This is a genomic window from Parabacteroides sp. PF5-9 (genome assembly GCF_029893105.1).
In the GTDB taxonomy this organism is placed as follows: domain Bacteria; phylum Bacteroidota; class Bacteroidia; order Bacteroidales; family Tannerellaceae; genus JARXWG01.
In genome coordinates this window covers 1-13,187 of sequence record NZ_JARXWG010000029.1, presented here as the reverse complement: position 1 = coordinate 13,187, position 13,187 = coordinate 1, and the positions used below count along the sequence as shown (strand labels likewise).

The window sequence follows — 13,187 nt, the reverse complement described above, 5'->3', positions numbered from 1 at the left end:
GAAAAAAAATGCATCATCTTCATAAAAAAGACGTAATTTTGCCGTAATATAAACAATGAATGATCGTATGAAACACGAAAGACCGCTTATCCTGGTGACAAATGATGATGGCGTCCACGCAAAAGGTATTAATGAGTTGATAAACTGTTTGAAAGATTTAGGCGAGTTAGTCGTTTTTGCCCCGGATGGTCCTCGCTCAGGGATGAGTAGCGCTATTACTTCCACATCACCACTCACCTATTCTGTAATCAAAAAAGAAGAAGGGTTGACTATTTATAGCTGTTCGGGAACACCGGTCGACTGTGTCAAACTGGCCATCAATGAAATATTGGATCATAAACCGGACTTATTGGTCTCGGGCATTAATCACGGAGGCAATATGGCGATTTGTGTGAATTATTCCGGTACTATGGGCGCCGCAGCCGAAGGATGTATATTTGATGTGCCCTCTATTGGCGTTTCTTTGATGGATCAGGCCCACGATGCCGACTTTTCCGAATGTTGCCGGTTAGGCCGTATGGTTGCTCGCCGGATATTAAAAGAAGGTTTGCCACACGGCACCTACCTCAACCTGAATGTTCCGAACATCCCACAGGTAAAAGGAATGAAAGTCTGTCGCCAGGCCGACGGAAGATGGGTACGCGAATTTATGCGTTCGGAAAATGCACAAGGGAAACCGGTCTTTTGGTTAACCGGCGATTTTGAAAACGCCAAACCTATTCATCCGGAAAACGACACCTTAGCGCTTGATAGCGGATACGCCTCGCTCGTCCCATGTAAAATCGACGTGACCGATTATGACTTTATGCAACAATTGCATAACTTGTTCGCACAATGAAATACTACCTCATAGCCGGCGAGGCTTCCGGAGATCTGCACGCTTCCAACTTGATGATAGCCCTCAAGGAACAAGATCGTAATGCCGAATTTCGTTATCTGGGAGGCGATCTGATGCAAGCTGTTGGCGGCACACTGGTCAAACACTACCGGGAAATGGCCTATATGGGATTTATTCCGGTATTGCTCCACTTACGTACAATCATGCGTAATATGCAGATGTGCAAAGAAGACATAAGCAATTTCCAACCGGATGTTGTCATCCTTATCGACTATCCGGGATTTAACCTGAAAATTGCGGAGTATGTCAAAACCCGCTTACAACTCCCCGTCTATTATTACATATCTCCCAAGATCTGGGCATGGAAACAGTACCGCATCAACGCTTTTCGCAAGTATGTGGATCGGATGTTCTGTATCCTTCCGTTTGAAAAGGAGTTTTTCCGAAAATTGAATTATACGGTTGATTATGTCGGCAACCCATCGGTCGACTCGGTGGCTCACTATATGGAAAAGCAACAGACCTCCTTTCCGGTTTTTCGTGAACAAGCACATTTGCCGGACAAACCGATGTTGGCACTACTGGCCGGCAGCCGTCGCCAGGAGATCAAAGACAATCTACCGGTTATGTTGAAAGTAGCCACAGCTTTTCCGGCGTATCACCCGGTTATTGCAGGCGCTCCGGGAATTGATCCGGAATATTATCGGCAGCATATCGGAAACCACCAGGTCTCCATCGTTTTTGACCAGACATATACCTTACTACAACATAGCATAGCGGCACTTGTCACTTCCGGTACTGCCACATTGGAAACTTCTCTTTTCAGGATTCCGCAAGTGGTTTGTTATTATACGCCGGCAGGTTCGTTGGTCAGTTTTGTTTTTCGCCATTTTTTCCATACTAAATACATCTCGTTGGTCAATCTGATTGCCGACAGAGAAGTCGTCCAGGAACTTTTCGGCAAACGTTTTTCTCAAAAAAATATCCAAAACGAATTAGACCGTATTTTGAATGACACCGCTTATCGCAACCAAATGCTTGCCGGTTACGACGAAGTCATACAGGTTCTGGGCGAACCGGGCGCATCCCAAAGAACGGCTGAATTGATTTACAGTTATCTTTTTAAAGAATAAACCACACGGTTTTTGAACATCTCCGAACCGTTTTTTTGTTAGAGGTACGTCTAAATCGATTTAGAGGTAGGTGTAAATCCGTTTAGAGGTACGTCTAAAATAATTTAGACGTACCTCTAACAGAAAAGTGATCTCGATCCGACAAATTTTCGTTCTAAACAACTCAAAGAAACGATACCGATCAAGCAAATAAAATGAGATTGCGGCTGGCTATTTCTTTACAAAAACCATAGGATACTCCTCTTCCGTAGTCATTTTATTTCCTGAAACCGTAGCGGTAAGAGTATCTTCATCTTCTATAAAAGTAACGATCGGAGGATCATAAGTATAAGAGCCGGATCCAAAATATTCATCTTTCTCTCCATCGACCATATCATAACCGTAAAAGGTATAGGTCTCTTCAGAGAACGTGATAGAAAGTTCACTTTCCAAGCCTTCTTCGTCACCATAGTATACCCAAGTCGTTCCATTTAAAGAAGAACTACCGACTATCGGATCATCATCTGTTATACATGAGTTGAAAATAAAGGGAAGAGTGAGAAATAATAGAAATAAAACTTTTTTCATAACAGTGGATTTAAATTGATCCACAAAAGTAAACAAATGAATAGTTAATCCAAATAAAATATTGAAATTAATCACTTTAAGCACCCTAACCTCAATCCTTTGGCTTGATATATCCGATCGGTTTCCGAGGTTTATTTGCCTGTTTATGTTTTGCAGCCAACTCGGCTAATGCGGTGTAGATATCATCGAACTCTTTCCGGTTATCTTCCGATAGATCATTGATTGCAGCTAAGGTCTCTTCACTGACTTCTTCTAAGGTTTTTAGACGGTTTATCAATTCCGGTAACAGATCGTTCTCTTTTACGAGAGCAATCACACTGCGCATCGCCACAAAAGCATCCATAATCGAAAGGCTTACTTGTATGGCTGTAGGACTATGCAATACTGCAGATAACATCGATACGCCTTGTTCGGTAAAGGCAAATGGTTGAGTACGTGTGCCGCCCCAACTTGATATTCCATTTTGGAATAACAAAAACTCAGCTTTGGTTAACTGAAACATAAACCGTTCAGGGAACCGTTCAATATTACGTTTTACGGCCTTGTTTAGATTTCCGGTTGTCACACCATATAATTCGGCTAAATCCCGATCCAACATGACCCGAGTTCCCCGAATTTTGTAGATTTTACTTTGTATAAGTGTTATTTCCATAGATAATGGTTTTAGTATAAATAGAGATTAGGAATGATCACCGTTATCTTTATCCTCCGGCTTGATATATCCGATCGGTTTCCGAGGTTTATTTGCCTGTTTATGTTTTGCAGCCAACTCGGCTAATGCAATGTAGATATCATCGAACTCTTTCCGGTTATCTTCCGATAGATCATTGATTGCAGCCAAGGTCTCTTCACTGACTTCTTCTAAGGTTTTTATACGGGTTAAAACAGACCGATCACTTTCTTTCACTATAGTCAACACATTGCGCATAGCGACAAAAGCACGCATAATGCTAATATTAATTTTGATAGCAACATCACTCTTAAGCACACTCGACAACATAGCAACACCTAGTTCTGTAAATGCAAATACATCTGCACCACCAGAGTTATACCCCTTAGGTATCACATTTTGTGATACCCCTATGTCTATCAACGCCTTTGCTTCTTCTTTTGATAGCCTAAGCATAAAATCATTAGGGAATCGGTCTTGATTACGCCTAACAGCTTGTTTCAAAACCCGAGTTTCTGTTCCATACATCTCTGCCAGATCAAAATCGAGCATAACTCGTTGCCCTCTGATTTCATAAATTTTACTTTGTATAAGTGTTATTTCCATAGATAATGGTTTTAGTCTAAAATAGTTTGGGGTATAGTTAAGAACTTCCCCGATTTCGTCCCCCACTGCTAAACAAAAAAAGCGCCATCCTTTTGAAAATCAAAAGACAGCGCTTAAAAAATGTTGTTCTACCAGGGCTCGAACCTGGAATTTCAGGACCAGAATCTGACGTGTTACCATTACACCATAGAACAATTACAATCGCATTTCGGTATAAAAATACGTTTATGCGCTGCAAAGATATGCACTTTTTAAGAAGTTGCAAATAGTTGTCAAAAAAAATAGAAACAGGAACATTCTTTAAGAGCGATTGTTTTTAGAATAAAACAGATGCAACAGATTATGATTTGTTAAGCACAATATAAGGAATTTAGAAGTATATTTGCACCTTTGAATAATACTCATTAATAATAAATGGATCAAACAAAAGAACTCGTTGACGCAGTTATTGCTGGCCTGCAAGAGAAAAAAGGCAAAAATATTGTTACCGTAGATTTAACGCAAATAGATGGCGCCATATGTCAATATATGATCATCAGTGAAGGCAGTACGCCGACCCAGGTTTCTGCTTTATCGGATGCCGTATGGGACTTTGCCCGTAAAAATGCAAACGAAAAACCGCTTTCGATCGATAGCAACCAAGCTGCTCAATGGATAGGAATGGATTATGGCACGGTTCTTGTACATATCTTCTTGCCGGAACAGCGTGTATTTTATAATCTGGAACACTTGTGGGCAGATGCTCCGATCACACGACTTCCCAATCTGGATTGATCCGGTTTTTGTGTAACAACTTAAGATAAACAACAATATGTCAAATAATCCTCCCAAAAACAACAAACAACGCATGTTTCGTTTTAATCTGTACTGGATGTACGGATTAATCTTCCTGATGCTTATTGCACTCTATATGACGAACGATTCGTCCGCTTCCAAAGAGTTAGGTTGGACCGAGTTTCAGCGATTAGCCGGAGAGGATGTCTTCGACAAAATGGTCGTATATAACAAAAAAAATACGGTAGAGGCTACCATCAAAAATGGAAAAAATGGATTGGTTTTTAAAGGAGACACCTCTAAATTAGGCAATTCGCCCAAGGTGTTTGTCAAAATCCCTTCTGCGGATAAGTTTTCCGATTTCTTTGACAAAGTCGTTACCGAAAATCAGATCACCACTCAAGTCAGCTATGAAGAGGGAGAAGATGCATTCTGGAATTTCCTGATCTCCTTCGGACCATTCATCTTATTGATAGCTGTTTGGATCTTCCTGATGCGACGCATGTCCGGAGGAGGTGCCGGTGGCAGTGGTGGTGTATTTAGCGTTGGAAAGTCAAAAGCACAACTTTTTGATAAAGACAATGACAAAAAAGTCACATTCAAGGACGTTGCCGGATTGGCAGAAGCAAAACAAGAAGTAGAAGAAATCGTCTCATTTCTGAAAAGTCCGGAAAGATACACTGAACTGGGAGGTAAAATTCCTAAAGGTGCATTATTAGTCGGTCCTCCGGGAACAGGAAAAACATTATTAGCAAAGGCTGTTGCAGGTGAAGCCAATGTGCCGTTCTTCTCTCTTTCGGGATCTGATTTTGTAGAGATGTTCGTCGGGGTTGGAGCATCCCGTGTGCGTGACCTTTTCCGTCAGGCCAAAGAGAAAGCGCCTTGCATTGTCTTTATTGATGAGATAGATGCCGTTGGCCGTGCTCGTGGAAAAAATGTCAATATGAACAGTAACGACGAACGGGAAAATACGTTGAATCAGCTACTGACAGAAATGGATGGTTTTGGTTCTAACAGCGGAGTGATCATCCTTGCGGCAACCAACCGGGCTGACGTTCTGGACAAAGCTTTGCTTCGTGCCGGACGTTTTGACAGACAAATTCATGTTGAACTTCCTGATTTGAATGAACGAAAAGAGATATTCGGCGTACATCTGCGTCCGATTAAAATAGACGAGAGTGTTGATTCCGACTTTTTAGCGCGTCAGACTCCCGGATTCTCAGGAGCAGACATTGCCAATGTATGTAATGAAGCTGCGTTGATCGCCGCCCGTAACGGAAAGAAATTTGTTCAGAAAGAAGATTTTATGAATGCGGTCGACCGGATCGTAGGCGGACTGGAAAAACGGTCGAGAATTACTACGGCCGACGAACGCAAAAGTATTGCCAGCCACGAAGCCGGACATGCCACATTGAGTTGGCTGCTCGAACATGCCAACCCATTGGTAAAAGTCACCATCGTCCCTCGTGGGAAAGCGCTCGGTGCAGCTTGGTATTTACCTGAAGAGAGACAGATCACCACCCGCGAACAGTTACTGGATGAGATGTGTGCCACATTGGGAGGACGTGCCGCTGAAGAACTATTCTTAGGCAAAATATCAACCGGAGCCTCCAATGATTTGGAACGGGTGACTAAACAAGCCTATGCCATGGTGGTCTATTTTGGGATGAGCGACAAACTGCCTAACCTCAATTATTATGATTCGTCCGGTCAAGATTGGGGATTCACCAAACCCTATAGCGAAGAGACTGCTAAAATGATTGATCATGAGGTACAACGTATTGTCAACGAACAGTACGAACGGGCGAAAAAGATCCTGACTGAAAATAGCGAAGGACACAATAAACTGGCTCAGGTTTTGTTAGAGCGCGAAGTGATTTATACGGAGGATGTTGAACAGATTTTCGGCAAACGCGCCTGGATCTCAAGAACCGAAGAGATTATAGAACAGCAGGAAAAAGCCAATAAAAAAGAGACAGCTGAGGCTACAGTTATAGATGTTCCTTCAGTTGCCACAGAAAACAAAGAGGTTGTTCCTACGGATGAAGAACAACCGGAAAAGCCTGAATAATATATCGTAATCATACATACTATTGTGCTTAAAAATCTAATAAAAAGAGCGTTGACAGGAATAGCATTTGTTATTATTCTTGTGGCTGCAATTTGTATTCATCCCCTCTCCTTTCTGATCGTGTTTACACTGATTACCGGTGGGCTGTTATGGGAGTTTTACGGCTTATTGGAGAACTTCGAAGGGGCACGTTTAAAGCGCCTCATCAACAGTCTGGGGGGAGCCTATCTTTTTATCGCCTCTTTTTTAAGTGCGAATGCGCTGACCGGCAATCTGATCTTTTTGCCTTATCTGTTGTTTCTGATATACATTATGATAAGCGAACTGTATAATAAAGCACCGAATCCGATTGCCAATTGGTCGCTTATTTTTTTCGGGCAGATCTATTGTGCCGGATTTTTCTCTCTAATCAATTACATCTCATCCATTCCGGATACTCCCGGAGAAATAGCCTATACCCCACTCTATGTCTTAGCCATATTTATTTTCGTCTGGCTGAATGATACCGGCGCCTATCTGATCGGCTCCCTATTTGGTAAAAGACGTTTGTTTGAACGTATTTCCCCGAAAAAATCATGGGAAGGCTTTCTGGGCGGTCTGCTTGTAGCGCTAGCCACGTCTCAGGCTTTTGCCTGGTATGCACCCGAGATCACCCGTTTACAATGGTTGGGATTGGCTTTTGTGATTGTTGTTTTCGGCACTTGGGGAGATTTGATCGAATCGTTATTTAAACGCACATTAAACATTAAAGATTCCGGAACAGTATTTCCCGGACATGGCGGTATGTTGGATCGATTCGATAGTGTAATCTTGGCTATTCCGGCGACTTATGTTTATATACAATTATTTATTCGAAATTAAAAGTCAATACCACCATGCGGGAAGTGGCTTTCGATAACGCATCCGTATATTTCATCAACTCTTTATCAATTAGATCGGAGCGGTCTTTTTGTAACACATCTACCAGACCAAAACAGAACTTCAACTCCGGGCATAACTTAAAGAAAGGAAGATAAATATCACAACCAATCCCTACTTCCAAACCAAAATCCGCACCTTTCAGCAATAAAGCATTCCCTTTCTTCCGCCCCATATCCAAAGCACCATACACTCCACCAATCAGATAAGGACGATAGTTGTTCAATCGCAAAGCACTGTATTTTATATCAATGGGAAATGTCAGGTAAGTAGAACGGAGATTCGCCTCATATCGGTCACCCGTAGTCTGCTCACGAAAGACAACTAATTTCTCTCCAAAATGAACGGTCGGTGTCACACGTAAATTAAAATAAGGATTCAAATACATGTCACCAATCACCCCTACACTAAAACCGGGAGAATAAGAGGGTATTTCCGCAAACCAGGTTTCTCCATCGGCAGTCACACCACTATTTGTCAGAATCAGATCTTGTGCGTGCAGTCCAACATGAAACCCCAAATGAAACCATTTCATATCGGCATACGGTTGATTTTTCACCCGTTCCTTCTGAGCAAAAACACTCAGAGAGGAGAGCACTACAAGGCTTAATATATATATAGTACGTCTCAATTTATTCACGTTTGGAGTAATAACGGAGAAGTTTTAAAGATATTGCAAAAACCGTGTTTTTTGAACAAATTATAGAGGGATAGTTTTATATATACAAAGATTATTCTATTTTTGCAGGACTAATAGTATCAATTTTAAAGTTTAAGAAAATGGCTTACGTAATTAGCGAAGATTGCATTGCTTGCGGTAGTTGTATTGACGAATGTCCTGTATCAGCGATTTCAGAAGGTGATATCTACAAAATTGATCCGGAGATGTGTACTGATTGCGGAACATGCGCTGATGTGTGTCCAACCGAAGCGATTCATCCGGCATAACCAAGCAACAAATTAACAGATAGGTTTACCTAATCAGGATACCTATAAAAAAATAACGGACTGTTACTTTCTTAGTATACAGTCCGTTATTTTTTATATACACTCACTTAAAACTCAATATCCAGCTTTATATCTCCTGAATCACCTGTCGCTTTATCATCGCCTTCATCATCCGAGACGATGGATCCTATTTCACTATTGTGTCGCTTAATATAATCGATCACATCGGTCATACCATCCATAAACTTATCAAAATCTTCTTTGTATAGAAAAATCTTGTGCTTTTCAAAAGTCATCGGCGAACCGTCTTTAGGCTGAACCTTCTTACTTTCAGTAATAGCCAGGAACAAATCTTCTTTTAAATTTTTCTTTACATCCAGATAATAGATGCGTTTCCCTGCTTTGATGGCTTTAGAGTACAGAATCTCCTTGTCGCCACCTTCAACATGTGTATTTTTCGTCGAATCTTCCATGACAGCAAACATTTATTAAACACCTTCCTATTTCACATAACTTGCTTCAAATATGTGCATTTTTTTTTAATTAACAACTATTTTTAGCTATTTTATCTTTAAAAAGAGCGATTTCATCTATGTTGTCAATACCCTTACATCGCAAAACATTCGTCCAACAAACATATATAATCAAAAGAAATCGCTACCTTTGCATCAAAATTTAAACAGAAGTTCCTTCAAACGATGATTAACAGAATTCTTATTCGAATTAAAGTTTTACAGATAGTCTATTCATTCTATCAAAACGGAAACGGAGACCTTAAAAATGCTGAAAAAGAATTATTGTTCAGCTTTCAGAAATCGTATGACTTATATTTCTACTTTTTACTTCTCATTACCGATCTGACTTACCTTCAATACCGCATACTTGATAACCGGAAACACAAATTCCGTCCAACTGAAGAGGATTTGAATCCGAATATGCGTTTTGTCAACAACCGTTTTGCTGCACAATTGGCCGAAAATGCAGAGATGAAGCAATATATTGCCGCCCGAGGTCTTTCATGGAGCAATGATGATGAATTTGTAAAAAGCATTCTGGAATTAATCACCACTTCCGATATTTACCAGCAGTATATGACTGCCGAAGAAGATTCCTACGAGGCTGACAAAGAGTTCTGGCGTGGCGCATTCAAAAAACTGATTTGTGGGAATGAGTGGGTCGAGAGTTTTCTGGAAGATAAAAGCATTTATTGGAACGATGATATCGAAATCGTACAAACCTTTACATTGAAAACCATCAAAAAATTTGAAGCTGCGGCAGGAGAGAAACAAGAGTTGCTCCCCATGTTCAAAGACCTGGAAGATCGGGAATTTGCCATTAAACTATTCCGTCAGACCTTATTAAACGGAGATGAATACCGACAACGGATCGATAAACACATGAAAAACTGGGAAACCGAACGAGTCGCCAATATGGATCTGATCATCATGCAGGTTGCTTTAGCTGAAATTCTGACATTCCCGTCCATTCCGATCAGTGTGACACTCAATGAATACATCGATGCCGCTAAATATTACAGCACCCCCAAAAGCGGATTATTTATCAACGGCGTCCTCGACTCGATTGTCAACGAATTAAAAAAAGAAAAGTTATTGTTTAAGGATTAAGAAATATCCTTACTTTTGTTGGTAACAGTATATAAGTATTAAACATATAAACATTTAAATTATCATGAGTATCCTCAGCATTCTACTTCAGGCAACAGGCGGTGGCAGTCAATGGTCAGGCCTTTTAATGATGGTAGTCATCATCGCCATATTCTATTTCTTCATGATCCGTCCGCAACAAAAGAAACAAAAAGATATCCAACGTGCTCGTGAAGCATTGAAAGTCGGTGATAAAATCATTACTGCCGGAGGAATCTACGGTAAGATAAAAGAGATCGGAGATATTTATATGCTGATCGAAATATCTGATGGAGTTCGCATCCGCATAGACAAAACATCTGTCTTCGCTTCAGCAGAAGACGCGCAACAAAAATAAAAGAAAACAAAACGGATATGCTCCGACTTGAACAAATCAAAATATCATTCAAGTCTACCCTTATTAAGATCAAGGCTTTTCTTCACAGTCAACAATGGAGAGAAGCATTGATCTTTTTTGGGTTCTTCCTTTTATCCTCCGGTTTCTGGTTATTGCAGAGCCTTCAGCAAGACTACGAAATCGAGCTGTCTATTCCTATCAAATATAAAAACATCCCTGTTGATATTGACTTTACAGAGCAACCGCCTGAGAAAATCATTGCACATGTCAAAGACAAAGGAACGACTCTAATGAATTACTCTTTCGGGCGTAAATTCTCGTCGTTGGAGATCAATATGCGGAATGCCCAAAACAAAAACGGTGGGTTGGTTATTGACAGACGGGATATCGAATCCGACATCCTCAAACAACTATTGACAACAACTGCATTGATTGGGATCGAACCGTCACAAATCGAATTAAAGTACAGCACCAAAGAGCACAAAGAAATCCCTGTTGTGTTTCATGGGAATATGACTCTCGAACCCGGCTTTCAGATTTCAGGTGATACTACAATAATCCCCGACAAAGTCAATGTCTATGCCGTCAAATCGATATTAGACACATTAACAGAAGCCAGAACAGTCTATACAGATATAAAAGGAGTCAACCGTTCCATTTCAAGAGAATTTCAACTTCAGCAAATCCAAGGAGTCTCTTACGAACCGACAGCGGTTAACATCACCATACCTGTAGACGAATTCACCGAACGTATAATAGAAGTACCTGTAATATGTACGGATATACCCCAGGGCTTTACCGTCCGGATGTTCCCGCCCAAGATCAATGTCACCTGTAATATTCCGGTTGCACGATTCAGGGATTTATCCGAGAACCAATTTTCCATTCAAATACCGTTCAGTCTATTGGAGCAAAACCTGACCGGAAGACAAATGATCCAACTAAATAAATGGCCGGAGTGGATACGTTCTTTCACCCTGGTCCCCGATCATATTGAATTCATTATCGAACAAACCGTTCCAACATGATTAAAATCGGTATCACCGGAGGAATCGGTAGTGGTAAAACCGTTGTCACTACGCTATTCGAGGCCATGGGCATCCCTGTTTACATCGCTGATGAAGAGAGTAAAAAACTGACAAACAGTTCTCCTGCCATCCGAAAACAACTAATCGACTTATTCGGCAGTTCGATCTACACCTCAGAAGGGGTAGACAGAAAGCAGTTAGCTACATACATCTTTAACGATCCCGAACGCCTCAAGCAGGTGAATGCAATCATCCATCCGGAGGTTAACCGACATTTTCAGAATTGGGTTCAACAACTCCGTGTCCCCTACTGCGCCATCGAATCGGCCATTCTTTTCGAGTCCGGATTTGATCGGTTAGTCGACATCCGCTTAATGGTTTATGCTCCCCTGGAGGTACGCATACAACGCGTGATGAAACGCGACAGCTTTTCACGCGAAGAGATCATCCGTCGAATCAATAATCAATTAGCCGATGAGATAAAAAAAGAGTATTCCGATGCGGTTATCATGAACGACGACAAAAACGCTATTATCCCTCAATTAACCCACTTCATAACCCATCTCCAGTCATTATAAATCGATTTTTCTGCTCCGATTAAGGCTATTTTAAGCAGTTATGTTATCTTTGCCGCTCAAAGCTCAAACCATAAAAGAAAAAGAATATTATGTTGAAGACAATCTTGTCAGTATCCGGCAAGCCTGGATTATTTAAATTAATCTCCCAAGGAAAAAATATGTTGATCGTCGAGTCATTGACGGATAAAAAAAGAACACCTGTCTATGCCAGCGACAAGGTCATCTCACTTGGAGATATTGCGATCTACACAGAAGAGGAAGAAGTACCTTTACATCAGGTTCTCGAATCGATCAAAAAGAAAGAAGCCTCAGCCGCTATTTCCCTTACTCCTTCCGCTTTATCCCCTCAGGAGTTGCGCGACTATTTCGCAGCCATTCTACCCAACTTTGATCGCGAGCGTGTTTATCCAAGCGATATAAAGAAAATATTAAACTGGTACAATACACTTATTGCCAATAATATTACCGATTTCACACCGGAGAAAGCAGCAGAACAAGAAGTTGCTGAAGAACAAAAGAGTGTAGAAGCTGAAACTGCTCCCAAAACAGAAAAACCGGAAAAGAAAACAACGAAGAAAACAGCTAAAAAAACAGAAACAGCTGAAACAACAAAAACGCCAAAAGCGCCCAAAGAAAAAACAACAAAGACAACAAAAACGACAAAGAAAAAAGAAGAATAACCTGCCAATCTCTTGGTTGGAATAGCGAAAGAGGAGGGTGTCTCAAAGATCAGATGTACTTTTGAGACACTCTCTTTTTTTGTGACCTACCGGGGCATTTACCGTCAACACGATAAATGACGTTTAACGGAATAATTTCCCTTTTCTACAATTGTGGTAAAGTTCCAGTACAGCTGTCAAAAAGAAAAAAATATGCCGCTCTTCTGAATAGATATATGAGAGAATCTCATACTCAAATAACGTGAGTTCGATATGAGAAAAAGAATTCAATTCGAAGAATATTTGATTTCTATGTTCAATTCCAAATAATTTCACTGTTATTTTTTTAGTATTGTCCTAAAAAGTTTTCCACATAGGGTTCTTTTCGTTTAACAA

General features: G+C 40.8%; 15 protein-coding genes, 1 tRNA gene and 1 pseudogene. 11 read left to right on the top strand and 6 right to left on the bottom strand.

Annotated elements, in window-relative coordinates; translation table 11 throughout:
- The first annotated feature begins 67 nt into the window (after positions 1–67).
- Together surE and lpxB are read left to right on the top strand one after the other, a co-directional pair.
- Positions 68–838 carry a 5'/3'-nucleotidase SurE gene (surE, locus tag M2135_RS13990; protein ID WP_280749143.1) on the top strand — a complete coding sequence of 257 codons (771 nt, stop codon included), beginning with the start codon at positions 68–70 and terminating at the stop codon, positions 836–838.
- Positions 835–1,971 (top strand): lipid-A-disaccharide synthase, encoded by a 1,137-nt coding sequence (gene lpxB / locus M2135_RS13985; protein WP_280749142.1) that lies wholly within the window; start codon positions 835–837, stop codon positions 1,969–1,971. Before surE ends, lpxB begins: the two co-directional genes overlap by 4 nt.
- 210 nt (positions 1,972–2,181) lie before the next feature.
- On the opposite strand, the gene M2135_RS13980 is transcribed toward lpxB, so the two are convergent.
- The 4 genes from M2135_RS13980 to M2135_RS13965 all read right to left on the bottom strand — a co-directional run bounded on the left by M2135_RS13980 (position 2,182) and on the right by M2135_RS13965 (position 4,008).
- Complete coding sequence (locus M2135_RS13980; protein ID WP_280749141.1) at positions 2,182–2,538, bottom strand: hypothetical protein; 357 nt, start codon at positions 2,536–2,538, stop codon at positions 2,182–2,184.
- A 91-nt stretch (positions 2,539–2,629) separates the two neighbouring features.
- Positions 2,630–3,190, bottom strand: a complete 561-nt coding sequence (locus tag M2135_RS13975) for an ORF6N domain-containing protein (protein ID WP_280749140.1) — start codon at positions 3,188–3,190, stop codon at positions 2,630–2,632.
- 27 nt (positions 3,191–3,217) lie between these two features.
- Complete coding sequence (locus M2135_RS13970) at positions 3,218–3,814, bottom strand: ORF6N domain-containing protein (protein WP_280749139.1); 597 nt, start codon at positions 3,812–3,814, stop codon at positions 3,218–3,220.
- Positions 3,815–3,937: 123 nt separating this feature from the next.
- A tRNA-Gln gene (locus tag M2135_RS13965) sits at positions 3,938–4,008 on the bottom strand.
- A gap of 220 nt (positions 4,009–4,228) precedes the next feature.
- Here M2135_RS13965 and rsfS point away from each other — a divergent pair.
- Genes rsfS through M2135_RS13950 form a run of 3 tightly spaced genes read left to right on the top strand, consistent with a single transcriptional unit; the run spans position 4,229 to position 7,520 of the window.
- Positions 4,229–4,588: a ribosome silencing factor gene (gene rsfS / locus M2135_RS13960; protein WP_280749138.1), complete on the top strand. Its 360-nt coding sequence runs from the start codon at positions 4,229–4,231 to the stop codon at positions 4,586–4,588.
- Positions 4,589–4,625: 37 nt separating this feature from the next.
- Positions 4,626–6,659, top strand: coding sequence for an ATP-dependent zinc metalloprotease FtsH (ftsH, locus tag M2135_RS13955; protein ID WP_280749137.1), 2,034 nt, complete (start codon positions 4,626–4,628; stop codon positions 6,657–6,659).
- 24 nt (positions 6,660–6,683) lie between these two features.
- Positions 6,684–7,520 (top strand): phosphatidate cytidylyltransferase, encoded by an 837-nt coding sequence (locus M2135_RS13950; protein ID WP_280749136.1) that lies wholly within the window; start codon positions 6,684–6,686, stop codon positions 7,518–7,520.
- On the opposite strand, the gene M2135_RS13945 is transcribed toward M2135_RS13950, so the two are convergent.
- Positions 7,507–8,208, bottom strand: coding sequence for a porin family protein (locus tag M2135_RS13945; RefSeq protein ID WP_280749135.1), 702 nt, complete (start codon positions 8,206–8,208; stop codon positions 7,507–7,509). The two genes, M2135_RS13950 and M2135_RS13945, sit on opposite strands and share 14 nt — an antisense overlap.
- A gap of 149 nt (positions 8,209–8,357) precedes the next feature.
- Here M2135_RS13945 and M2135_RS13940 point away from each other — a divergent pair, with 149 nt between their 5' ends.
- Positions 8,358–8,525 carry a 4Fe-4S binding protein gene (locus tag M2135_RS13940; RefSeq protein WP_280749134.1) on the top strand — a complete coding sequence of 56 codons (168 nt, stop codon included), beginning with the start codon at positions 8,358–8,360 and terminating at the stop codon, positions 8,523–8,525.
- Between the two features lie 107 nt (positions 8,526–8,632).
- On the opposite strand, the gene M2135_RS13935 is transcribed toward M2135_RS13940, so the two are convergent.
- A complete protein-coding gene (locus tag M2135_RS13935) occupies positions 8,633–8,998 on the bottom strand; it encodes a DUF3276 family protein (protein ID WP_280749133.1) in 366 nt (121 codons plus the stop codon).
- Positions 8,999–9,223: 225 nt separating this feature from the next.
- Between M2135_RS13935 and nusB the strand changes: the two genes are divergently transcribed.
- From nusB to M2135_RS13910, 5 genes and pseudogenes are all read left to right on the top strand, one after another.
- Positions 9,224–10,150, top strand: coding sequence for a transcription antitermination factor NusB (gene nusB / locus M2135_RS13930; protein ID WP_280749132.1), 927 nt, complete (start codon positions 9,224–9,226; stop codon positions 10,148–10,150).
- A gap of 64 nt (positions 10,151–10,214) precedes the next feature.
- Positions 10,215–10,526, top strand: coding sequence for a preprotein translocase subunit YajC (gene yajC / locus M2135_RS13925; RefSeq protein WP_280749131.1), 312 nt, complete (start codon positions 10,215–10,217; stop codon positions 10,524–10,526).
- A 17-nt stretch (positions 10,527–10,543) separates the two neighbouring features.
- Complete coding sequence (locus M2135_RS13920) at positions 10,544–11,554, top strand: YbbR-like domain-containing protein (protein WP_280749130.1); 1,011 nt, start codon at positions 10,544–10,546, stop codon at positions 11,552–11,554.
- Positions 11,551–12,132, top strand: a complete 582-nt coding sequence (gene coaE / locus M2135_RS13915) for a dephospho-CoA kinase (protein WP_280749129.1) — start codon at positions 11,551–11,553, stop codon at positions 12,130–12,132. Before M2135_RS13920 ends, coaE begins: the two co-directional genes overlap by 4 nt.
- An 89-nt stretch (positions 12,133–12,221) precedes the next feature.
- A pseudogene (locus tag M2135_RS13910) lies at positions 12,222–12,647 on the top strand (DUF5606 domain-containing protein); the annotation flags it as partial.
- Positions 12,648–13,187 lie beyond the last annotated feature (540 nt).